Source organism: Ditibartonella apihabitans, from assembly GCF_002007485.1.
Classification (GTDB): domain Bacteria; phylum Pseudomonadota; class Alphaproteobacteria; order Rhizobiales; family Rhizobiaceae; genus Bartonella; species Bartonella apihabitans.
Map to the genome: position 1 here is coordinate 1,148,932 of NZ_CP015820.1, position 24,639 is coordinate 1,173,570.

General features: G+C 45.5%; 16 protein-coding genes, 1 tRNA gene and 2 pseudogenes. 9 read left to right on the top strand and 10 right to left on the bottom strand.

Annotated features, from left to right (window positions below; genetic code table 11):
* Positions 1-185: 185 nt before the first annotated feature.
* Entirely contained in the window at positions 186-4,913 is a 4,728-nt protein-coding gene (gltB, locus tag BBC0178_RS05200; protein WP_078039440.1) for a glutamate synthase large subunit, read from the top strand.
* 45 nt (positions 4,914-4,958) lie between these two features.
* On the top strand, positions 4,959-6,413 hold the full coding sequence (locus BBC0178_RS05205) for a glutamate synthase subunit beta (protein WP_078039441.1): 1,455 nt from the start codon (positions 4,959-4,961) through the stop codon (positions 6,411-6,413).
* Between the two features lie 283 nt (positions 6,414-6,696).
* Here BBC0178_RS05205 and BBC0178_RS05210 read toward each other — a convergent pair.
* Both BBC0178_RS05210 and BBC0178_RS05215 read right to left on the bottom strand, forming a co-directional pair.
* A tRNA-Pro gene (locus tag BBC0178_RS05210) sits at positions 6,697-6,773 on the bottom strand.
* A 452-nt stretch (positions 6,774-7,225) separates the two neighbouring features.
* On the bottom strand, positions 7,226-7,624 hold the full coding sequence (locus BBC0178_RS05215; RefSeq protein ID WP_078039442.1) for a c-type cytochrome: 399 nt from the start codon (positions 7,622-7,624) through the stop codon (positions 7,226-7,228).
* A 173-nt stretch (positions 7,625-7,797) separates the two neighbouring features.
* Between BBC0178_RS05215 and BBC0178_RS05220 the strand changes: the two genes are divergently transcribed.
* Positions 7,798-8,169 (top strand): iron-sulfur cluster assembly accessory protein, encoded by a 372-nt coding sequence (locus BBC0178_RS05220; protein ID WP_078039443.1) that lies wholly within the window; start codon positions 7,798-7,800, stop codon positions 8,167-8,169.
* A 190-nt stretch (positions 8,170-8,359) separates the two neighbouring features.
* Here the strand turns inward: BBC0178_RS05220 and mazG are convergent, their stop codons facing one another.
* On the bottom strand, positions 8,360-9,205 hold the full coding sequence (mazG, locus tag BBC0178_RS05225; protein ID WP_078039444.1) for a nucleoside triphosphate pyrophosphohydrolase: 846 nt from the start codon (positions 9,203-9,205) through the stop codon (positions 8,360-8,362).
* A 116-nt stretch (positions 9,206-9,321) separates the two neighbouring features.
* On the opposite strand from mazG, the gene galE reads away from it, so the two are divergent.
* Entirely contained in the window at positions 9,322-10,329 is a 1,008-nt protein-coding gene (gene galE, locus BBC0178_RS05230; protein ID WP_225868347.1) for a UDP-glucose 4-epimerase GalE, read from the top strand.
* 26 nt (positions 10,330-10,355) lie between these two features.
* The gene (locus BBC0178_RS05235; RefSeq protein WP_078039445.1) at positions 10,356-10,565 is read left to right on the top strand and encodes a TOBE domain-containing protein; all 210 of its coding nucleotides are present in this window, start codon (positions 10,356-10,358) and stop codon (positions 10,563-10,565) included.
* A gap of 757 nt (positions 10,566-11,322) precedes the next feature.
* On the opposite strand, the gene BBC0178_RS05240 is transcribed toward BBC0178_RS05235, so the two are convergent.
* The 7 genes and pseudogenes from BBC0178_RS05240 to BBC0178_RS05270 all read right to left on the bottom strand — a co-directional run bounded on the left by BBC0178_RS05240 (position 11,323) and on the right by BBC0178_RS05270 (position 19,453).
* Complete coding sequence (locus BBC0178_RS05240) at positions 11,323-12,255, bottom strand: lipid A biosynthesis lauroyl acyltransferase (RefSeq protein ID WP_078039446.1); 933 nt, start codon at positions 12,253-12,255, stop codon at positions 11,323-11,325.
* A complete protein-coding gene (locus tag BBC0178_RS05245) occupies positions 12,255-13,283 on the bottom strand; it encodes a zinc-binding dehydrogenase (protein WP_078039447.1) in 1,029 nt (342 codons plus the stop codon). Before BBC0178_RS05245 ends, BBC0178_RS05240 begins: the two co-directional genes overlap by 1 nt.
* A 51-nt stretch (positions 13,284-13,334) precedes the next feature.
* Positions 13,335-14,612: a beta-ketoacyl-ACP synthase gene (locus BBC0178_RS05250; protein ID WP_078039448.1), complete on the bottom strand. Its 1,278-nt coding sequence runs from the start codon at positions 14,610-14,612 to the stop codon at positions 13,335-13,337.
* Positions 14,613-14,622: 10 nt separating this feature from the next.
* Positions 14,623-15,816, bottom strand: coding sequence for a beta-ketoacyl-ACP synthase (locus BBC0178_RS05255; RefSeq protein WP_078039449.1), 1,194 nt, complete (start codon positions 15,814-15,816; stop codon positions 14,623-14,625).
* Positions 15,817-15,825: 9 nt separating this feature from the next.
* A complete protein-coding gene (locus tag BBC0178_RS05260) occupies positions 15,826-16,110 on the bottom strand; it encodes an acyl carrier protein (protein WP_077971280.1) in 285 nt (94 codons plus the stop codon).
* Between the two features lie 227 nt (positions 16,111-16,337).
* Positions 16,338-18,657, bottom strand: a pseudogene (locus BBC0178_RS05265) (NADP-dependent malic enzyme).
* Positions 18,658-18,673: 16 nt separating this feature from the next.
* On the bottom strand, positions 18,674-19,453 hold the full coding sequence (locus BBC0178_RS05270) for an SDR family oxidoreductase (protein WP_078039450.1): 780 nt from the start codon (positions 19,451-19,453) through the stop codon (positions 18,674-18,676).
* A 265-nt stretch (positions 19,454-19,718) separates the two neighbouring features.
* Here BBC0178_RS05270 and BBC0178_RS05275 point away from each other — a divergent pair.
* The 4 genes and pseudogenes from BBC0178_RS05275 to BBC0178_RS05290 all read left to right on the top strand — a co-directional run bounded on the left by BBC0178_RS05275 (position 19,719) and on the right by BBC0178_RS05290 (position 23,314).
* Positions 19,719-20,887 (top strand): annotated as a pseudogene (locus BBC0178_RS05275) (MlaE family lipid ABC transporter permease subunit).
* A gap of 12 nt (positions 20,888-20,899) precedes the next feature.
* Positions 20,900-21,739 (top strand): ABC transporter ATP-binding protein, encoded by an 840-nt coding sequence (locus BBC0178_RS05280; protein ID WP_077971285.1) that lies wholly within the window; start codon positions 20,900-20,902, stop codon positions 21,737-21,739.
* A 1-nt stretch (position 21,740) separates the two neighbouring features.
* Positions 21,741-22,706: an MlaD family protein gene (locus BBC0178_RS05285; protein ID WP_077971287.1), complete on the top strand. Its 966-nt coding sequence runs from the start codon at positions 21,741-21,743 to the stop codon at positions 22,704-22,706.
* The gene (locus tag BBC0178_RS05290) at positions 22,703-23,314 is read left to right on the top strand and encodes an ABC-type transport auxiliary lipoprotein family protein (protein WP_078039451.1); all 612 of its coding nucleotides are present in this window, start codon (positions 22,703-22,705) and stop codon (positions 23,312-23,314) included. The genes BBC0178_RS05285 and BBC0178_RS05290 overlap by 4 nt, the downstream gene beginning before the upstream one ends.
* Positions 23,315-24,639 lie beyond the last annotated feature (1,325 nt).

Below are 24,639 nucleotides of genomic sequence, written 5' to 3' on the forward strand. Positions count from 1 at the left end.
AATTAAATAAACAATTATTGAAATAATATTTCAATTTTTACGTTTAGCAGTTGAAAACTTAGAATCTTTCTGACATAGCTTCTTAAACGAGAGATTACGCCGTGCTAACAATGCTATTTGAAGACTAAAAACAGCAAATTTCTGGCGTAGTTTTCATATTGGTTTGTGAAAAAAGGGCTTTCTAAATGTCGGATAGCGTTATTTCAGGTAATAAAATTACTCAAAATGGTTCAATAACGTCATCATTGGCGGGCGCAGGGGCCACGTCGGCTTATGGAATTCCGGCCGCGCAAGGACTTTATAGCCCTAAAAATGAGCATGATGCTTGCGGGGTGGGATTTATTGCACAGTTGAAAAATGTAAAATCCCACAAGATCATTGAAGATGGGCTTTTCATGCTTGAAAATCTCACTCACAGGGGTGCGGTTGGGGCAGATCCTTTGGTGGGAGATGGTGCAGGTATATTGGTCCAGATACCGGACCGTTTTTTTCGTGAAGTTATGGCCGAACAGGGCGTGGAATTGCCGAAAGCCGGTCAATATGCTGTCGGACATATATTCATGCCGCGCGACGAAGCGATGCGTGCCCATATCGAGCAGATTGTCAAGGAAGTTATTGCCTCGGAAGGCCAGCATTTTATTGCCTTTCGTGATGTGCCGGTTGATAATTCTTCGCTCTCGAAAGCGCCTGCGATTGTTGCAACAGAGCCGGTTCATCGGCAGGTTTTTATCGGTCGCGACCCGTCTATAAAATCGGATGACGATTTTGAACGGCGGCTTTTTGTGCTGCGCAAGGTTATCTCGAACAGAATCTTCCATGAGACAGGTGGCAGAGATAATGGCTTTTATGTCGTTTGTCTGTCGTCCCGCACTGTCATTTACAAAGGCATGTTTTTGGCCTTTCAAGTCGGTGCTTATTACAAAGATTTGCAGGATGAACGTTTTGAAAGTGCTTTGGCGCTTGTGCACCAGCGGTTTTCAACCAATACTTTTCCATCCTGGAAACTTGCCCACCCTTATCGGATGATTGCTCATAATGGTGAAATCAATACGCTGAGAGGAAATGTCAACTGGATGGCTGCCCGTCAGGCTTCGGTCGATTCAGAGCTTTACGGCAATGATATTTCAAAACTCTGGCCAATTTCCTATGAAGGACAATCGGATACAGCCTGTTTTGATAACGCTTTGGAATTTTTATATGAGGGTGGTTACTCGCTCCCTCATGCGATGATGATGCTCATTCCGGAAGCCTGGGCAGGAAATAGTCTGATGAGTGTCGAACGGCGTTCGTTCTATGAATACCATGCGGCATTGATGGAACCGTGGGATGGACCGGCAGCAATTGCCTTCACCGATGGTCGCCAGATAGGTGCAACGCTTGATCGTAATGGTCTGCGTCCGGCGCGCTATATCGTGACAGATAATGATTATGTCATCATGGCTTCGGAAGCCGGCGTTATTCCGGTTGAAGAAAAGCACATTATTCGCAAGTGGCGTTTGCAGCCGGGCAAAATGTTGCTCATCAATCTGGAGGAAGGGCGCATTGTATCGGATGAAGAAATAAAGTCCGAAATTGCCTCCAAGCATCCTTATCGTCAATGGCTCGATAACACCCAGCTTATTCTGGAAGATCTTGCTCCCGTCGAACCGCGGTCTTTACGCAAGGATGTGTCGCTGCTCGACCGTCAACAGGCGTTCGGCTATACGCAGGAAGACAAGAAGTTTCTGCTTTCACCAATGGCAACAACCGGACAAGAGCCGATCGGCTCAATGGGTGTTGATACACCGATCTCGGCAATGTCCGATAAATCCAAACTGCTTTATACTTATTTCAAGCAGAACTTTGCGCAAGTTACCAATCCGCCAATTGATCCAATCCGTGAAGAGCTGGTGATGAGTCTCGTCTCTTTCATCGGTCCACGTCCGAATATATTCGATTTGGTAGGAACCTCGCGTCGCAAGCGTCTGGAAGTTCGTCAACCGATTTTGACAAACGGCGATCTCGAAAAAATCCGCGCTATTGGCCAGACGGAAGACCACTTTGATACAAAGACAATTGATATAACCTATTCCGTTCAGGAAGGGGCAGAAGGGCTTGAAGGTGCGGTCGAACGCCTCTGTGAGCGTGCAGAAGCAGCGGTTCACGGTGGTTATAATATTATCATTCTGTCCGATCGACAGATTGGACCGGACCGTATTCCTATTCCTGCATTGCTTGCGACAGCTGCTGTTCACCATCATCTCATCAGAAAAGGGTTGCGCACGTCCGTCGGATTGGTTGTCGAAACTGGCGAACCTCGAGAAATTCATCATTTCTGTTGCCTTGCAGGCTACGGGGCAGAGGCGATTAACCCGTATCTCGCATTCGACACATTGATCGACATGTTCGAGCGCGGGGAATTTCCGAAAGAAGTTGAAGAGCACGAAGTAATTTATCGTTATATAAAATCGATTGGCAAAGGTATGCTCAAGGTTATGTCCAAAATGGGCATATCAACCTATCAATCCTATTGTGGCGCGCAAATATTCGATGCAGTCGGGCTAAAACAGTCTTTTGTTGACCGTTTCTTTACGGGTACAGCAACCACAATCGAAGGGGTCGATCTGGACCAGATTGCGGCTGAAACAGTTAAACGCCATACATCCGCATTCAGCAATGATCCTGTTCTCCTCCATTCGCTTGATGTTGGCGGTGAATATGCATATCGTATTCGTGGTGAAGCGCATATCTGGACGCCAGATGCAGTTGCAAGTTTGCAGCATTCTGTTCGCACATCCAATCCGGCGCTTTTTACGGCTTATTCACAACGTATAAACGGTGAAACCGCCCGTGCAAAAACCATTCGTGGTCTTTTCAAAATCAAAAGCGCAGAAGAGCGTGGTGCGAAACCCGTCGCTATCGAGGACGTTGAACCGGCTACCGAAATTGTAAAGCGATTTTCAACCGGTGCAATGTCGTTCGGCTCGATCTCGCGTGAGGCTCACACGACATTGGCTCGTGCCATGAATAAAATCGGCGGAAAATCCAACACCGGTGAAGGTGGTGAAGAGCCTGATCGTCTTTATCCTTTGCCGGACGGTACACAAAATCCGGAACGGTCGGCTATCAAGCAGGTGGCTTCCGGACGTTTTGGGGTAACGGCAGAATATCTTGTTAATGCCGATGTTATACAAATCAAGGTAGCGCAAGGTGCCAAGCCTGGTGAAGGTGGACAATTACCGGGGCATAAAGTTGACGCTATTATTGCCAAAACGCGTCACTCGACGCAGGGTGTCGGTTTGATTTCACCGCCTCCACATCACGATATCTACTCGATCGAAGATTTGGCGCAGCTCATTTTTGACCTGAAAAATGTCAATGAATTTGCAGACATTTCTGTAAAACTTGTGTCGGAAGTAGGTGTTGGAACAGTTGCGGCAGGTGTTGCCAAGGCTCGTGCCGATCACATTACGATTTCCGGTTATGACGGTGGTACGGGAGCTTCTCCTTTGACCTCGGTCAGGAACGCCGGTTCATCGTGGGAAATGGGACTTGCCGAAACCCAGCAAACGCTGGTTCTCAATGGTTTGCGTTCGCGTGTTGCATTACAGGTTGATGGCGGTTTAAGAACAGGTCGCGATGTCATTATCGGGGCGCTTCTCGGGGCTGACGAATTCGGCTTTGCGACAGCTCCGCTGATTGCTGCAGGCTGTGTCATGATGCGCAAATGCCATCTTAACACATGCCCGACCGGCGTTGCGACACAGGATCCCGTATTGCGTAAGCGTTTCAAAGGAACGCCGGAACATGTGATCAACTTCTTCTTTTATCTTGCCGAAGAAGTACGCGCTATTCTGGCACATATGGGCTTCAAAAAACTCGACGATATTATTGGTCAATCGGATTTGTTGGATAAACAGCCGGCGATCGATCATTGGAAAGCAAAGGGTCTCGATTTCAGTCGTATCTTCTATAAGCCCGATGCCGAAAAGAAACAGACAAGGCACACGGAACATCAACATCATCCGATTGAGGATGTGCTTGACCGTAAGCTGATTGAGCGCGCTTCGGCAGCTCTCGAAACAAAAAAGCCTGTCGAGTTTGAAACGCTTATACGCAACGTTGACAGATCTGCCGGTGCAATGCTCTCTGGCGAAGTGGCGAGACGTTATCGTCAAAGGGGATTGCCGGATAACACCATAAACGTTCATTTCAGGGGCACAGCCGGTCAGTCATTTGGTGCTTTCCTTGCCAAGGGGATAACCTTCGACCTTATTGGCGACGGTAATGATTATGTTGGCAAAGGTCTTTCTGGCGGCAGAATTATTGTTCGTCCACCTGAAGACAGCAATGTTGTCGCCGAGGATTCAATTATTGTCGGAAATACCGTTCTTTATGGCGGGATTGAAGGCGAATGTTATTTCCGCGGTGTGGCAGGCGAACGTTTTGCCGTGCGTAATTCCGGCGTTGCTGCGGTCGTTGAGGGAGTTGGCGATCATGGTTGCGAATATATGACCGGCGGTATCGTTGTCGTAATCGGCAAGACCGGCAGAAATTTTGCTGCCGGCATGTCTGGTGGCGTTGCCTATGTACTCGATGAAGCAGGTGATTTTGCTAAAAGATGCAACATGGCGATGGTTGAACTCGAACCTGTTCCCGAAGAAGATGATATGCTTGAAAAACTTCATCATCACGGTGGTGACCTCATGCATAAAGGTCGGGTAGATGTCTCGGCCAATATGACCCACCATGATGAAGAGCGACTGGCCCAACTGATTGCCAATCATCTGCATTACACTGGCTCGGCACGGGCCAAGGAAATTCTGGATAATTGGGATCAATATCGTCCGAAATTTGTAAAAATTATGCCGGTCGAATATCGCCGTGCTTTGGAAGAAATGGAACAGATGCGCATGGAAACGGCTGCTGAATAACAGCAGCCGGTGTCCATAGTGCAAACTTCAGATACGGAAACAAAAATGGGTAAAGTAACCGGTTTTCTTGAAATAGATCGCCAATCTCAAAAGTATCAGCCAGCTTCTGATCGCATCCGCCATTTTCGGGAATTTACTATTCCGATGTCCGAAGCAGAGGTGCAGAAACAGGCCGCGCGCTGTATGGATTGTGGCATTCCTTACTGTCATGGTTCGACGGGGTGTCCCGTCAATAACCAGATACCGGATTGGAATGACCTTGTTTATAAAGGCAATTGGAAGGAAGCGATTAACAATCTTCTGTCCACAAACAATTTTCCTGAATTTACAGGCCGCGTTTGTCCGGCACCTTGTGAAGAGGCCTGTACGCTCAATCTTGAGGATGTTCCTGTAACAATCAAGACAATCGAGCAGACATTGGCTGACAAGGCTTTTGCACTTGGTTTTTTTGCGCCTCAACCTAATGAGGCGAAAACAGGAAAAAAAGTTGCCATTATCGGATCAGGCCCATCAGGAATGGCAGCAGCGCAGCAACTTGCCCGTGCTGGTCATATGGTTGATGTTTACGAACGTGAAAGCCGTCCGGGAGGGCTTTTACGTTACGGCATTCCCGATTTTAAGATGGAAAAACATCATATCGATCGTCGTATCGAACAATTGGAAGGCGAGGGTGTCACTTTCTATTGCGGTGTCAATATCGGCGTCGACAAGGCGGTTGATGATCTGTTAACCAATTATGACGCGGTTCTTTATTGCGGTGGTTCTGAAACGCCACGCAAGATCGATATTCCGGGCATCCATTTTCAAGGTGTGCATGACGCCATGTGTTATCTCGTTCAGCAAAATAAACGTGTTGGGCGTGAAAATATCGAATCAGTCGGCTGGCCTTCGCCACCCATTATTGCTGATGGAAAACATGTTGTTGTCGTTGGCGGCGGGGACACCGCCTCGGATTGTGTGGGAACGGCTTTCCGCCAGGGTGCAGTGAAGGTAACCCAGTTGGATATTCGTCCTCAGCCACCAGAAAAAGAAGATAAACTCAGCGTTTGGCCTTATTGGGCTACCAAAATGCGCACCTCGACCAGTCAGGCGGAAGGTGCAGAACGCGAATTTCAGGTTGCTACACTCGAGTTTGTTGCTGAAAATGGCGAATTGACCCATGTAAAATGTTGTCATGTCGATGAACAACGTAAACCGATAGCCGGTACCGAGTTTTTTATTCGAGCTGATCTTGCATTTGTCGCAATCGGTTTTGCCGGACCATTCGAAGCTGGTGTTTGTAGCGAGTTGGGAGACCGTCTGAAGTTGAAGGTTGACCGTCGCGGAGCGCATTCTGTCTTGGCCGATACGAACAATTATAAAACCAGTGTCGATAAGCTTTTTGCAGCCGGTGACGTGAGACGCGGCCAATCACTCGTTGTTTGGGCAATCAGGGAAGGGCGGCAGGCTGCTCGTGCCATTGATGAATTCCTGATGGGAGAGACATTGCTGCCTCGTTAAATCGACGACAGAGAGCGGGTTACCCGCGATAGACCGTGTATTTCGAGGCTCCGGACTTTCCGGAGCCTTTTTATATTTAACGTTTTTAATGAAAGTTATTTAAGCAAATTGCGCCGAAGCAATCGTAGGCGATAAGCGAAAGCGACAATTGTTTCATGCGCATTTCATCAATTCACTGGAATAAGGAAAGAATAATAGTTTTGCGCCCACAGCACCATTTTGCAGTGATGAACCGGAAAACATCCGGTCGCTGAAAACAAAGATCAAGATATTGAAAGAAGAATGGTCGGAGCGGCGGGATTCGAACCCACGACCCCTTGACCCCCAGTCAAGTGCGCTACCGGACTGCGCTACGCTCCGAACCGTGAAGAAGGCCTAAAATACTAGCGATATAAAGGCAAGTGAAAAATTCTTAAAAAGATCAAAATTGCTAAAACGCTATTCAATTGCGTTGTTTTGTGCAAATTTGACGGGAACCCGAATTATGTTTCTCTCCGGATTTCTATAAATAATTGTAGCCTCGATTATTGACCTTATGGGATCATCATTGCGTCCCACCGGCATTTAAATCTTTGTAAGCGAAGTTATCGTTCCCGCAAAAACCGATTCCGGTTTCTGTGTTAAATCCATTTTCAAAATGCTTTAACCCGACAATTGCTTAATCTGTCGTTTTTTCACGAAGCTAAAGACAATCCATTTGATTTTTTATCATTTTAAAAAATGTGCCGTTATTCCGAAGACGCGTAATGCCGGCACGTGCAGAACAAACATAGGCCAGCCGGCAAAAGTCGGATTTTTAATGCGGATTTGGTTTATTTTTTATCGGGAACAGGCAAGACCGAATTCAGATACGCAATGAGGTCATCAATATCCGAATCATTATTCAGGCGAATGGATGCCATGCGCGTTCCTTTTACCATCCCTTGCGGGTTATGAAGATAGGTTATGAGTGTCTCTCTATTCCAGATAAGGCCATTTTGACCGGCATTCACCATGGCAGGTGAATAACGGTAGCCTTGAAGTGTGCCGGCTCTCCGCCCGATAATGCCTTGAAGCGTCGGACCGATCCGATTGTCGGGCTTATCTGCATTATGGCAGGCGGCACAACGTTTGAAAACGATCTTTCCATTCTCGACATCAGCAGCGTAAGAGGCCGGAGCAAGTGTCAAAATGCTAAAAAATGTCAGACAAAAAATAATAAGACGACGCATCAACTTGATCAAATTTCATTCATAGAATTTTTCGTTAGACGAATATTAGCACCAAAATTTTCGTATTGGTATTCAAAGATTGAACCCTATTTTCGAAAATCGCGATTAAATCTTGACGCGAGACGATTGAAACACCAGATTAGCAATCGGAATTTAAAAGGAACAAGCAATCTATGGCCGGATTTTCAGTAATCACAATGACAGATGCTGCCAAAGAGCGCATTCGTGACATAATGGCAAATAACGATGCATGTGGAATCGTTGTGGGCGTAAAAAAAGGTGGATGCGCGGGTATGGAATATACTGTCGACCTCGCAAAAAACCTTGTCGAGAATGCCGATATTGCAGAAGACGACGGTGCACGCGTTTTTGTGTCTCGTGAAGCCACGCTGTTCCTGCTGGGCACACAGATCGATTTTGAAAAAACCACTTTACATACCGGATTTGTTTTTAATAACCCCAATCAGACCTCTGCTTGTGGTTGTGGAATGTCCGTTGAAATTCGTCCTGCGACCCAAGCTGATTTGGCTGTCGCCCAAAAGTAATAAGAACTGCGAAATCAGTTATGCTAACCCGATCGCGATTTGATCGCGCGATAGGGTAGATTTCATTGCGTTTCGCAGTTATTCACAAAATTTGATACCATTAAAACTTTCGCATCATCAGAGAACAAACGTTCAGTCTTAGTTACTCGGGATTTTGCTTTCTGGGGATTTCGTTTACTGCGAATTTTGTTTATTGGGGATTTGGCTGTTTTCGACGGCTTTCAACTTTGGCTTCGTTCCAGAGTTTTTCCATCTCGTCTAGAGAGGCATCATTCAGGCTTTTATTATTTTTGTTGAGCTCGTTTTCAATAAAGTTGAAACGGTAGCGGAATTTCTGGTTTGCGTTTTTTAACGTGGTTCGTGGCGAAACGCCAAGTCGTCTTGCAAGATTGAGAAGCGTAAAATAAACATCGCCGAATTCATCTTCTATGTCTTTTTTATTTTTGGATTGAAGAGCGTCTTTGAGTTCTTTTACTTCCTCGTCTATTTTTGCAAAAATAGGGGCAGGGTCTGTCCAGTCAAATCCGACTTCTGCAGCTCTCTGTTGTAACGCAATAGCTTCCTTTTCCAATGGCTGGGTGGATTTTACGCATGCGAGATAGCCTTTTGGAGTATCGTCGGGAAGGTTTGCCGATTTTCGCTTCTCGCTCCTTTCTGCTTTTTCTTCTTTCTTTATGCGCTCCCATTCACCCTTTATAAGTCCCTTCTTTCTCTGTGCAGGAGACCCGAAAACATGGGGATGCCGACGTATCATCTTTTTTGTTATAGCATAGACAACATCACCAAAGTTGAAACTGCCTTCTTCTTCGGCCATTTGGGCATAATATACAACTTGCAAGAGCAAATCTCCAAGCTCCTCACAAAGATCATATTTATCGTTCCGTTCGATTGCATCGGCTACTTCGTAAACTTCTTCAACAGTATAAGGGATTATGGATTTGAAATCCTGTTTCTGGTCCCAAGGACAACCTGTTTCAGGATCTCTCAGGGCTTTCATAATTTCGATCAGACGGTCAATATTGTTTGATGGTTCCATGATGAAAAATCTTTCTGATATTAAAAAAATGCAATAATTTATTCCATTCAACGGCTTGTCAGTGATAAAGAATTCTTTCATAAAAGTCACATGTCTTGTGGTCTATAGGTTGCATTATGAATATTTTGGTAACTGGCGGCGCGGGTTACATAGGTTCGCATTGTTGTGTGGCACTTATGAATGCCGGCTATCGTGTTATTATTCTTGATAATTTCGGTAATAGTCATCCGGAAGTATTGCGCAGAATTGAGAAGCTCACAGGACGTGCACCGACGAACGAGTCAGGTGATGTACGTGATCGTAGTTTTGTCGAATATGTTTTGGAACATCATAAATGCGATGCGGTCATCCATTTTGCCGGCTTGAAATCTGTTGCCGAATCCGAAAAAAAGCCGGATCTTTATTATGATTGCAATGTGGTGGGAAGTTTGCGTTTGCTGCAAGCTATGAAGTCGACCGGTGTGAAAAACTGGTCTTTTCATCAACAGCCACTGTTTATGGTCCTCCGAAATATTTACCCTATGATGAAAAAACATCCGCTCAATCCGGTGAGTGTCTATGGGCGCACGAAACTGACGGTAGAGAATATGCTACGTGATTTTTACGCAAGCGACCCGAGTTGGGCATTTTCCATTCTTCGCTATTTCAATCCCGTTGGGGCAGACGAGAGCGGACTGATAGGGGAAGATCCCAAGGGTATTCCTAATAATCTTATGCCTATCATAGCTCAGGTTGCCTCGGGAAAACGCGATAAAGTCATGATATGGGGAAATGATTATGACACCGAAGACGGAACCGGAGTGCGTGATTATATTCATGTGAGTGACTTGGCCGAGGGGCATTTACGAGCCTTGAAGACCCTAGAACATCCTGGTTGCGATGTTATCAATCTCGGACGCGGTCGCGGTTATAGCGTGATGGATGTCATAAAGGCATTTGAACATATATCGAACAAGAAAATAAAATATGAAGTCGGGCCAAGACGCCCCGGCGATATTGGGGAATTTTTCGCCAATCCGTCGACGGCATTTGATAAACTTCATTGGCGAGCCGAAAAAGATTTGGAAAAAATGTGCGCGGATATGTGGAATTTTCAGGTCAAAAACCCAGATGGTTATAAATAAACCTTAGCCGGAAAGGAAATTGAGGAATGAAAATCAGTGCGCGTAATATTCTTAAAGGTAAAATTGTCGCCATTAAAAAAGGTGCGACAACAGCCCATGTCCAGATTGATATTGGTGGTGTAGTGGTAACAGCCTCCATTACCAATGAAGCGGTTGATGATCTTCAGCTAAAAGTCGGTGAACCTGCTGCTGCTGTTATAAAATCATCCGATGTTATGGTTGCAGTTGCAGATTAAGGCGGCTTCCCAGCTAACGATAAAGAACGGCTGATGATGCGATATTTCGCTTTGTCTTAGCGTTCGTGCCGAGAGACAGAAAATATCGCCATTTTTTCTCTTCGAATTTGTGGGATTATCTGCCGAAAAACGAGGGGGTGTATCGGGCTATTTAGGTTTGTCTCCTCTATTAAGGAGAGCTTCAAACAAAGAACGGTGCAAAAGCATATAAATTTGACAGCCGTGTGCGGACGCAAGTTTTGATATTAAAAAACCGGAATTTGCCTCGTCAAAGCGATAGAACCGTTCATTGAATTTAGTCTCTAAACAAACGCCCCCGGACCCACTCTCTTTTTCAGTCGCGATAAAGCCTGAAAGGGAATAATATCTCGTTTGCTATTTCGTCCTCGGGAAGTTTGGCAAATAGCCGGAAACTGTTGCTCGTACAAAAGCTTTAAAAGCCTATTGATGCTATCTTCAAAGCACTCATCTTTTAGAGCTTTGTGCTTTTTAACTTACGAGCTTCCCAATGGTTGAGAAAGCGATCGGAAGTCAATATATCTATCAAAATGCCGCTATTTTACTGATAATCACATAGCTTGCTTCTCGCTGGAGCGTCGCTTTCGTGAACCCATGACTTTGTCAATATTGCCGTCATTATTGTGTTGGAAGCCTAATGTGGAGTTATGCGTTATCATGATAATCCGCAATGCCGAATAGATATCCAGCGGGTGCAACAAATGGGAAATCCGTTTTTCGGGGAACGTTATAAGAGATACTAATCGTCCCAGCGTTTATGGAACCACATCCACTGACCAGGATATTCGCGCACCCATGTTTCAACAGTGTCATTCAGCTTTTGGGCGGCTGCAACCTCATCAATATTGCCGTCCTTATCTTTTGGCAAATCCATGCGTTCATAAAGTTCCAGCCGGTAACGTCCACCCGGTAAGCGGATAGAGCGGGCAGGGTAGACATCGCAGTCATATTGGCGGGCAAGCTTGATCAATAAAGGGTTGGTTCTGACAGGTCTACCAAAAAAAGTTCCCTTTATACCACGGCGGAACTTTTGATCGACCAGCATGCCGACATCTTCACCTTCTGCCAATTTGCCTGCAAGCGCCCAAGCAGCACCGGCTTTGGAAGGTACAAGATGCCCCATAGCAGTGCGCCGGGCCTTCAAAACCCGTTTTGCGATATAGGGATTATTCGGCGGGCGAAAAAGTGCCGTTACATTGAGATCGAATGTTGCAGCACAAATGGGTAAAAGTTCAAAATTACCGGTGTGGGCTGTAAAGAAAATGTGCGGTTTTTTCTCGTCTCGGAGCCGGACAAAGATATCAATTCCATCGACTTCAACCAGACCGGGCTTTTTGGCATTCGGATCGAAGTCGAAAATTTTATCAAGGAATACATATTCCGCAAATAAACGCCCCATATTTTCCCACATTTCAAGAGCGGTTTTACGGATCCATTCAGGATCTTTTTCCGGATAGGCCTGACGCAAATTGTCGAGTGCAATCTGGTGACGTGGGAGTAGGGGCCCAACAGTTCGGGCAAACCAAGCAAAAAAGCCGATTCCTGCTTTTGCCGGAAGATAGCGAATAAGCGCCATCAATCCGGCGACGAAATGTGCCCAAGACCAGTCCCACCAGTCTTTCAATTTCGTCCGGATACGAAAAAGAATGAGTTTTGAACGCAATTTTTGCATCAACTGATTTTCAGGATGATTTTACCAAACACATCACGGCTTTCCATCCGTTTCAATGCTTTTTCAATGTCTCCAAAATCGACAATGGTATCAACAACCGGATGAACAATGCCTTCTGCCATTTTTTGCATGGCATTCGCCATATTTTCCATTCGGCAGCCGAAAGAACCGAAAATTTTCAATTGCTGTTGGAAGAGTTGCATAAGGTTCATTGATGTAGAAACACCTGATGTCGAACCACACGTAACGAGGCGTCCGCCGCGTTTCAAAGACAGCATCGAACCGGCCCAGGTATCAGCACCGACATGTTCAAAAACGACGTCGACGCCTTTTTTCTTGGTCAGCTTTCTTACAACATGTTCAAACCGATCGTTCCGATAGTTGATGACGACATCGGCACCGAGAGCTTTCGCTTTTTCGATTTTGCCGTCAGAGCCGACTGTTGTATAAACCGTGCAGCCCATACGCTTTGCCAATTGTATCGCAGCCGAACCGATGCCTGATCCACCGGCATGTATGAGAATTGTCTCGCCGGGCTGAAGTTTTGCATTATCGAACAGCATATGTTCGACAGTTCCGAAAGTGATTGGAGCGACAGCGGCATCAATTTCATCACAATCAAGCGGTGCCGGTACCAGCAATCGGGCAGGCAAATTCACAGCCTCGCAGGCAAAACCGTCAATATGGAAGCCGTGAACACCGCTGACATGTGTACAAAGATTATCCCGTCCTTCACGACAGTTTTTGCAAAGTCCACAGGTTCTTGCTCCATAAATGGATACAATTTGTCCCACCTGAAGGTTACCAACACCCGAACCAATCGACTGGACAACGCCAGAAGCTTCCGCTCCGATTGTGAGCGGTAATTTGCGCTTTGCAAAAGCCATACCACGCCATCCCCAAACATCGATATGGTTAAGCGCTACAGCCTTTATCTGAACAGTAACTTCACCATTGCCGGGAGCCGGAGGAGGCGCTATTTCAGTTAATTCAAGACGTTTGTCGTCAAGCAATTGCAATGCGCGCATGACTATTCCTTCTTAAAAATAATGTGCCAGAGAATGCCGTTAAAAGGTGAGTTACCCGTTATAAGCTCTGATGACAAGACTTTCATTCTGTCCGCCAAATCCGAAAGAATTGGAAAGAACAGAGGTCACATTACCCTTCCGGCACTTGTTAGGCACTACATCAAGTGGAATTGCTGGATCAGGGTCATCATAATTGATGGTTGGCGGCATAATACCGGTTCTGATGGTCAATAGTGAAAAAACGGCCTCTATCGCACCGGCCGCAGTCAGTGTATGGCCAATCATGGATTTATTGGATGACACCGGAACATCATGAACATGTTCGCCGAAGACATTTGACAAGGCCAGATATTCCATCTTTTCGTTTTCCGGTGTCGAGGTCCCATGAGCGTTGATATAATCAATGTCATCAATGCCAATACCTGCATCTTCCAATGCTTTGCGCATAGATGCAGTAGCGGGAGAAGCATCGGGTTTTGACCGCGTGCGGTGAAAGTCGTCGGCTGTTTCTCCGCAACCGGCAAGAATACCCAGAACTTTTGCTCCCCGCTTTAATGCACTTTCGAGAGATTCAAGAACAAGTGCACCTGACCCTTCAGCCATTACGAAGCCATCACGGCCTTTGCTGAAAGGTTTCGAGGCTTTCTCGGGTATCTGGTTTTGCGTTGAAAGAGCGGATAACAAAGAAAACCTTATCAGAGCTTCCGCCGAAACCGAACCATCTGTACCAATTGTCAATGCGCGATCGGTTTCGCCGCGTCTTATAGCTTCAACACCAAGCTGTATTGCCGTTGCGCCGGAGGCGCAGGCGGTAGACAAAGTAACAGGAAGGCCGGTTGTTCCGAAATGATCCTTCAAACGTTCGGCGATATAGCCGAATTGCGTAGTCTCGAAAAAAGCTTGATGAGGGGTTTTAGCGCATATTTCCAAAAATGCCTGATAGGACGGATTTTTTTCGCGATTAACTTCATCGTCAAGAGCAAAACGCGACTTCCAATCAAGTTCTACCGGAGGAGCAGCTAAAAAGAGTGGCCCGTTAAAAGCAGTTTCATCAAGTCCGGCTTCCTCAATTGCTTCGCTTGCAGCAACTGTCGCCAGTTTTTCCGATAAAGCTGAAGCACCGATGTGACTTTCTTCAAGAAAATCTACCGTGCCCGCTATTTGTGTGGTCAAACCTTCAACCGGAAAGCGCGTAATCCTGTGAATGCCGCTGACACCATTGACAAGCTTTTCCCAGTTTTTATCTTTTCCCTGACCTAAAGAACTGATGACACCAGCTCCGGTAATTGCGACAACTGGCCGCCCTAGATGATCGGTATATTTGTCCATTACGAATCCTTTAGCCAGCTATAAGTCTTGCCATGCCTTCGGCTCTTGTTGCGCCAACGGTAGAAACGATAACGCTCTCAAGATTGCCATCGAATGGTTGTTCATCATCACTTAATGCTTTGAAGCTTTGTTTTTTCTTCATAGCCATGGCGCCGAGAGCCAGTGCGAGAGGAAATTGCGCTTCACGCCAATGGCCGAACAAAGTCGAGATACCTCGATAGGCAAGCTTGTTCTTGTCCCATAATGTCTTCTCGGCTCCGGTTATGCCTTTAACGCCGGAAGCGCCTGATATGATGAGATCATTTTGTCCGAGAAGAGCGTTTCCTTTGACACGCTCCAGAATTGTATCCAGTGTTTTCTCAATCGGTATCTTCTTTCGATTGGTTTGATCGGCTACGAAATCCGAAATGACTGCATAGATATTGGCACCTCGTTTTTTTGCATATTCGGCACTTTCCAGTACAAGAAAAACGCCGCCGGAGCCTGTTACAAGGCCGCCACCCAGACAATTCTCACGCTGCCATACAGGCGACCAACCATCCCGCTTCAACAATTGCCCCAATTCTTGCCCCAACAACATATCATAGTGCTGGGCATTATATGAGCCGCCAACAAGGGCATGAGTGCTTTGGCCTGATCTGATACGCGCAATTGCAACCATCAAGGCAGCAAGGCCACTTCCTTCTTCACCCATAAAGCTGCGTGAGGAGCCTATAACCTTGTGAACGATCGAAATATTGCCTGCCAATAGATTTGAAAGCTGTGCAAGAAAAAGAGTTGGACGCAACTCGGTTGACAGAGTTGCATTGAGCATCACACCACGATCTGTTGTTGTGCGACCTTTGTTGAGTATCTCGACATCAACATTGACATCGCGTTCGCCTCCACCGGCACCAACGATCATATCCATGGTTGAAGTGATTGAAAGATCACCTTTGACACCCGCATCGTCCAAGGCAAGACCGGCCGCATATGTACCCAATCTTTGCCAGGTTTCCATCTGTCTTTGATCACTCCGCTTGGGAATTTGCTTACTCCAGTCAACGTCCCCGAGAGCGTGAACGGTATAAGGCGAAAAGCTTTCACTATCAATTCGCGGGGAGAGGGAAGACGCGTTCAGCATCTCCCAATGTTTTTCAACACCTTCTCCCAAAGAGCTGATTAAACCTATACCGGTGATGACAACAGAATGGTTTTTTTGCATTATACAGGATTATCCGGCGTTTTTAGCTGCAACAAGTTCGTCAATTTTGGCGCAAAGATTTTTCAAAACAAAATATTCATCTGTTCCTACTTTGCCTTCATTAACTTCCTGTGTCCATTGCTCTAGCGGTATTTTGATACCGAAAGCTTTGTCTATGGCAAAAACAATATCCAGAAAGTCCAGACTATCAATACCGAGATCGTCAATCGTATGGCTTTCCGGTGTGATTGTATTGCGATCGATCTCGCTTGTTTCAGCGATGATATCGGCAACTTTGTCAAACGTAGAGGACAATGTGCAATTCCTTTTACTAGTTACGGCCGTCAAGCAGCCTTTCAGCGATTCTATCTAGCGTCTTTCTCAATTAAAAAAAGACTTAAAGCAGAATTAACATTTCTTATTGCTTCCCGGAAACAATATTCCGCCTCTTCCACTATAAAGCCGGTTCTATTTCGGCTTTTTTATGGAGATAGAGGCGGAATAACAGTCAAAAAGTAAAATGGAAAGCAAATTTTACGACTTTATCCCTTATTGAGTTGTTTTTGATTCCCTTTCGTATTGGCTTCAAGGACGGCAAGAGCTGTCATATTGACGACACCACGAGAGGTAACGGATGGTGTTAAAATATGAGCGGGTCTTGCTGTACCCAACAATATAGGACCGACATGTAACGCATCTGTCAGATTTTTTACAACATTAAGAGTGATATTGGCAGCATCAAGATTAGGGAACACAAGCAGATTTGCTTCTCCTTTTAAACGCGATCCGGGGAAAACGCGATCACGTAAAATTTGTGAAAGAGCCGCATCTCCATGCATTTCACCATCTGATTCAAGCTCGGGATAACGCTCGGCAAGAAGCTCGGAAGCTTTGCGCATCTTTCTGGCGGATTCGGTATCTTTAGAGCCGAAGTTCGAATGAGAAAGAAGCGCAACTTTCGGCTCGATACCGAAACCACGAACCTCTTCGGCAGCGAGGGCTGCCATTTCCACTATCTGTTCTGCACTTGGATCGGTGTTTACGTAAGTGTCGGTGAGGAAGAGTGTTCCACGCTGTGATATCAACAGGCTCAAAGCCGAAAATTGGCCGATATTATTTCCGAGACCTATGATTTGATCGACAAGTTGAAGATTCCTTCCAAAACGGCCACCAAGCCCGCAGATCATGGCATCTGCCTCGTTACGCATGACGGCAAGAGCTGCAATTGCTGTTGTTGATGTTCGAACGATTGTTTTTGCGGCTTCCGGTGTTACACCACGCCGACCGGTGTAATGAAGAAACAGATCGACATAATCACGATAACGGGGGTCATTTTGCGGATTGATGAGTTCGAAATCCTTGCCCGGACGAATTCTCAAACCGAAACGTTTCAGTCTGGTCTCGACCACGTCCGGTCTGCCGATCAGAATTGGTGTGGCTGTCTGGTCTTCGAGAACTATTTGAGCTGCACGCAAAACTCTTTCGTCTTCACCGTCTGCATAGATAACGCGTTTACGTTCAGCAATTTTTGCGGCGGCAAAAACCGGTTTCATGATAAGTCCGGAACGGAAAACAAACCGGTTCAATCGATCAAGATAAGCGTTCATATCTTTGATCGGTCTTGTCGCCACGCCTGATTCCATTGCCGCTTTTGCAACTGCCGGCGCAATGCGCAAAATAAGCCGTGGATCAAATGGGGAGGGAATGAGGTAATTTGGTCCAAAGCTGAGAGCCTCACCCGAATAGGCGCGGGCAGCAACATCGGAAGGTTCTTCCTTGGCTAGTGCAGCAATAGCGTAAACAGCTGCTGCTTTCATCTCCTCGTTGATTGCCGTTGCTCCGACATCAAGTGCGCCACGGAAAATATACGGAAAACAAAGAACATTATTAACCTGATTGGGATAATCGGAACGACCGGTGCAAATCATCGCATCGGGACGCACTTTTCTGGCATCCTCAGGCATAATTTCCGGCGTCGGATTGGCAAGAGCCAGAATGAGTGGCGTCTTGGCCATTTTGGCGACCATTTCCGGCTTCAGGACATTTCCTGCCGAAACCCCGAGGAATATGTCGGCATTTTCAATGATGTCATCGAGTTTGCGGGCATCTGTCTTTTGCGCGTAGACACTTTTCCAGCGATCCATCAGCGCTTCGCGTCCCTCATAAACAACACCTTCAAGGTCGCTGACCCAGATATTCTCTTTCTTTGCACCGAGTCGAACCAAAAGATTGAGGCAGGCTAGGGCTGCCGCACCTGCTCCGGAAGCGACAATTTTACATCCTCGATTTTTTGTGAGCAAGTTCGAGGCCATTGATAACAGCTGCACCAACGATAATGGCTGTCCCATGCTGGTCGTCGTGAAATACCGGAATATTCATCCGTGCCCTGAGCTGTTCTTCGACTTCGAAACATTCAGGTGCTTTGATATCTTCAAGATTGATGCCGCCAAATGTCGGCTCCAAAGCAGCGACAGTTTCGACAATATGCGGAATGTCATTTGCTTTTATTTCGATGTCAAAAACGTCAATATTCGCGAATTTTTTAAAGAGGACGGCCTTTCCTTCCATAACCGGTTTGGCAGCAAGCGGGCCAATATTTCCAAGACCGAGAACCGCAGTACCATTCGAAACAACCGCAACGAGATTTGCTCGTGAAGTGTATTCTGCAGCCGTTTTCGGATCGTCGTGGATTGCCTCGCAAGGAGCAGCAACGCCTGGAGAATAGGCCAGTGCAAGATCGCGCTGGTTTCCAAGCGGAGTTGTCGGATGTATTTCCAGCTTTCCGGGGTTCGGATAACGGTGATAAAAAAGTGCAGCTTCTTCGAGTTCTTTCTGACGAGGAGATTTGTTTTTCTGTACCATATTGCTCTTCCAAATTTCAAAAGGCGCTCAAATAAGAGCCGCCATCAATGATTAAATTCTGCCCGGTTATAAAACCGGATTTTTCCGAGCATAAAAAAGCGCAAGCCTGTCCGAATTCTTCAGGATTGCCAAATCGTTTTGCCGGATTTTGTGATTGTCTTTCTTTCATGATCGTGTCAGCGGATATTCCGGTCTCACCGGAAGCAGCATCAAAGCTTTGTTTTAGCCGGTCAGTCAGAAATGGACCGGGCAAAAGATTGTTAATTGTTACGTTATCGCAAACAACCGTTCGGGCAATGCCTGCGAGAAACGATGTGAGGCCAGCCCGTGCACCCGATGACAGATCAAGTCCTGCTATCGGAGCGTAGACGGATGTAGACGTTATATTGACAATGCGGCCGAATTTTTTTTGGACCATTTTGTCAATCACTGCTTTGATAAGTTCGATTGGCGTTATCATATTCTGAATGACGCCATCGACAATTTTATTGCGGTCGAGCTCTCTGAAATCACGAAATTGCGGGCCGTGATTATTGGTAACGAGAATATCCGGTTCAGGGCATTGTTCTAGCAATAAATGCTGCCCCTCGGATGTTGAAACGTCGCCAACGACCTCTATCACGGTTTTCTGGGTAAGTGCTTTGATTTCTTGTGCTGCTTTATGAAGACTATCCGCATGTCGGCCATTGATTATAACGTCGCATCCTTCATTTGCCAAAGCTATAGCACATGCTTTTCCGAGTCCTTTGCTTGAAGCACATATGATTGCTTTCCGCCCGCTTATACCCAAATCCATATTATACTTTCATTCAGAAAAAACTTGATAAAGAGATGAAATTCAATACTCATCTCGTCTTTTCAGACGAATGTTATGCTTTCGTTTCATCTTTTTCAACTATAGTCTAAGGACACGCACCTGTCATGATCCACGAAAGCTCCTTCCTTACACGAATGTGTTATAATCAAAATTTTTATAGTTAATGGCACATTAATCTTTCTGAATGATACTTAAAATTGTATTGAGAGGAATCGACGTTTCAACGGGGTAATGGACGGGTTGAATGACTGATCGCATAAACGCGAAGGAAAAGGCAGACAAAAAACCGGCAATTGTGGAACATGAGCTCCGCGATGGTGTTTTGTCTGTCTTGTGCCATGGCTATTGGACGACCCACACTGTCTATCTTATTGACGACGATTTACGTGAGCTGGAAAATGTTGATTGCCAAAAAGCGGTTCTGGATGCTTCGGGACTGCAATCTCTTGACACTGCCGGAGCCTGGGTCCTCGAGCGGCTTTATGTAAAACTCAAAAAACGCAACATTGCTGTCGAACTTACCGGTACAAAACAATCCTGGCATTCGCTGCTTATTACAGTGGGGAAGAGTTTTTCAAATAAAGATGACACGCTCAACGAGCCGAAACTGCCGGCCTATATCCGTTTTTTTTCGACACTGGGTGAAAGGGTAATAAATAGTTATCACGATTTTTACTCGCTATGGATATTTTGGGAGCGACAATTCGTGGCTCGCAAATGAAAAAAGGTCGTGGATCTGGCGTAAGTCTTCCGGCAGTGGTGACGCAAATAGATCGAATGGGTGTTGGTGCTGTTCCTATCATCGTTCTTATGTCTTTTATCGTTGGTGCGATTATCGCCCAACAAGGGGCATTCCAGTTACGTCTTTTCGGAGCTGAAATCTTTGTCGTCGATCTCGTCGGGATTCTGGTTTTTCGCGAGCTCGGTGTTCTTTTGACAGCCATTATGATTGCCGGACGTTCTGGAAGTGCGATAACTGCCGAGATAGGATCCATGAAAATGCGTGAAGAGACGGACGCATTGAAAGTTATGGGACTAAATCCGATCGGTGTCCTGATTTTTCCGCGTCTTGTGGCTTTGGCAATTATTTTACCACTTCTGACCGTTATTTCCGATCTCGCTGCGCTGGTGGGTGCTGGCGTGGTTGCCAATCTCTATTCGAATATTTCATATGAGGCTTTTATAACGCGTTTGAACGATGCTGTTTATACGACAACCTATTTTGCAGGACTTATCAAAGCACCTTTTATGGCATTGATCATTGGCATCATCGCATCTGTCGAAGGGATGAAGGTTGGAGGAAGCGCCGAGTCACTAGGGCAACGGGTGACAAGTTCGGTTGTTAAATCGATTTTCGTTGTCATTGTTATTGATGGCTTTTTTGCCATCTTCTATGCTGCAATCAACTTTTAAGAGGTTTTCAAGGTGAGAAAAGCCAAACGAAACCACTCGACATTGGATCTGACAACCGATGAAATCATCTCGGTTCGTGATGTTACAGTCCAATTTGGCAGCAAAAAAGTTCTTGATGGATTGAATTTGGATATTCATCGCGGGGAAATTCTGGGTTTTATTGGTCCATCGGGCGCCGGAAAATCAGTTCTTATGAGAACCATTCTGGGACTGAATAAAAAAGTATCAGGCCATATAAAAATACTGGGACAGGACATTGATGAAATTTCGGATCAGGAAAAGGTCGAGATTGATATGCGAATGGGCGTATTATTCCAGCACGGTGCGCTTTTTTCAGCATTGAATGTTCTGGAAAACATTCAGGTCCCGATGCGGGAATATCTCGATTTGTCGCCAAAATTGATGGACGAACTTGCGCGGCTTAAAATCTCGTTGGTCGGACTAGAAGCCGATACGGCGGAAAAATATCCTTCCGAGCTTTCCGGCGGCATGATTAAACGTGCGGCTCTCGCTCGTGCATTGGCGCTTGATCCCCATATTGTTTTTCTGGACGAACCGACATCCGGTCTTGATCCGATTGGCGCGGCAGATTTTGATCTTTTGATTGAAGATTTACGCGACACTATGGGATTAACTGTATATATGGTAACACACGACCTTGATAGCCTTTATGCTGTTTGTGACAGAATAGCAGTTCTCGGTCATAAAAAGGTTATGGTTGAGGGGACTATTGAGGAAATGTTGAAGTTTGACGATCCGTGGGTTCAATCGTATTTTCGCGGCAAACGCGCAAGACAGATTGTTCCTCGTGATCGACACCCGAAAACTGATATAAAAGAGACGGCAGAGTAAGATGGAAACCAGAGCAGATTATGTGACAGTCGGTATCTTCACTGTGGTGACACTTATCGCTGCTTTTATGATCGTTTATTTCATAGCCAGAATGGGTGATTCGCATCAGCTCGAACCTTTGGATGTGCGTATTCCCGGTTCGGTAACGGGGCTTGGTGAAAGCAGTCAGGTTTTTTTCAACGGCATTCGCGTTGGTACAGTACGCAGGCTGGTGCTTGATGATACCAATCCGAATATGGTTATAGCGAAAACCGAAATTAATGGTACCACTCCTATAACGCGCTCCACAGTCGCAACTTTAGGCTTTCAAGGATTAACCGGTCTTGCTTTTATTGAACTAAAAGGGGGGAGCCTGAAAGAACCTAACCTTTTGCAAGAGGCCAAAAAGGAAGATACAGTCGCTCGTATCGATGCGGATCCGTCGACATTCAACAATCTGTTGGCGACAGCGCAAGATATATTTGCTCGCGCCAATTCCACTCTGGGCGAGATGGAGCAATTTATGAAAGATTCCCGTGAACCGCTCACGGAAACGATTAAAAATGCCCGCAATTTTTCGGATACGTTGAACAAAAACACCGATAATGTGCAGAAAATTCTTGATGATACCAGACAAATGATGTCACGGCTTAATACGGCTTCGGAAAAAGCAGATTCTATAATGGCAAAGCTTGACAACATGCTTTCACCCGACAACCGGAACAGCGTCATTGTACAAGCCCAGCAAACTTTAGCTTCTATTCAGAAAGCTGCCGACACGATAAATGAGCATATCGGGCCGATTGCCAATAATCTTGAAAGATTTTCGGGGCAGGGTTTGAGAAATGTCGAGGCGCTTGTTAGTGATAGCCGCCGCTCGGTTGACCGTATTGAAAAGGCAATATCCGATCTGGAGCGTGATCCCCAACGGATATTGTTCGGAGGTTCGGGTACTGTGCCACAATATGACGGGAGAACACGTCGATGATAATAGAAACGAAACACGTCAAACGGATTCTCAGCTATCCTTTGGGATTTCTGTTGACGGCTTCTCTTCTTTCAGCATGTGGAGCGCCCGCGCGTGATACTTATGATCTTTCTATCAACGATGTTGCTGTAGCCGGAACGCCGAAACATCAAAAAATACAGATACTTGTTGAAAAACCGGATGCTGTTAAAGCGCTTGATGGACAAGATATTGTTATTAAGCAGAATGGTTCCATCGCTTACCTTAAACGGGCACAATGGAGCGATCGTCTTCCTGATCTTGTTCAGGCACGTCTTGTTCAGGCCTTTGACAATAGCAATCATTTTGGTGGCGTTGGACGCCCGGGTGATGGCTTGGCAATCAATTATCGTATCCTGACTGATATCCGTTCATTTGATGTCAATGTTGTTAACGGACACAACACTGCCACTCTGGAAATATCTGTAAAAATTATGGATGACAGAAACGGCAATATAACGGCGTCCAGAGTTTTCAAAACCGAGGCACCTGTTTCAGGAACAAATAATAATCAATATGCCGCAGCCTTGGATAATGCCTTTAAGAAAATGACCAAGGACATCATAAATTGGACGATTTCGACTATCTGAAAAGTGTAGAACATCCGCCTTTATGGCGAAGACCTGCGAATTTTGATGATCAATCATGGGGTTAAGATTAAGCAAAAAAGATAGCCAACCCCCGAACCGGTGCGGAAAAAAATATTGGCAAAATAAATGGTGAGGTTCTCGCAGAATTTTTGGCTTTAACCTGTTTTATCGCCATCGAACACTTAAGTCACTAACCGATGCATTGACCAAAAAGGGCGAGTAACGACCGCACCATTATTGATATTCTCATTATTGCTGTTTCATTCGTTAGTTTCAAAAATCACCAAACAGCTACCAGCCGCGTTAGGTTTAAACCCACAAAGCGGCTATGTGCTTGATCGGCAGTTAACCGCTAAATCGAACAAGGCAGATAACAGTTCCGGAAATTCTAGTAACGTCGCTTGAGAAGAATCCGAAATTCATGAGTCGATAGAAAGCCAGAAGCGATATTATTTTTTTTCAAAGACGGCTTGTCAGGAAAGCAAAGAAATTTGTGCGGTTTAAGAATTTCGTATCTTGTAATAAATTTTGCGAAGCTAACCGGATAGCAATTTTTAAAAATAAAAATGAAATATTGAAAATCGATATAACGTAATTTTCCCGATTTTCGGAAAACAAAAAAGATAGGGGATGTTTCACCTTTCTATGGAGGGATTGTATAACTATTAACAAGTTATTCAATCAGAGCCTTTGTCGCTTGATTGATTGTTTTCCGGTGGTTTTTCGACAATTTATGATTTTAAAATTGATTTGTCTTTCAAAGATAGGGCAGGTAGACATGAAATCCCCGTCTTTGATTGTTTGTTGAAACAGTTTGTTCTTGGACTGTTTGTCGAGACGAGTTGAAACGGTCTCAATTAAAAAAACAGCATTTTTTAAAACGGTGATCCCTTTCACATAATGGTTGTTCGGTTGTTTTTTCTGAAACTTTTGTTTCTGTCCAATTTATTGGCTTCCGGTTATCCGATCACGTAAACCTGTCCTTACCCGCTTCAATTGACAAAAGCATTCAGGCTAATGATGTGTCGAGAAATCACGGTACAATTCCGATCTGTTCGAATGATATTTTCCACATTAAAGCAAAGAAAATAGCGATAGTACGATAAAAATTTAACGTGTTGATGGCCGCTTTTATACAGGATAACTCACTTTGGATGCCCCGTTTTAGACGTCTGTAACCTCAATCGAGGGAAACGAACGGAATGAACAATCAGCAAAGATAAGGCAACAGAGACAGACGGAACGCCAATCGTGCGGAGCCAAATCTCCGACAAGGTCAATCAAGTTTGATAGACGGATAGCGAGAAATGAAGTCGCAGACCACA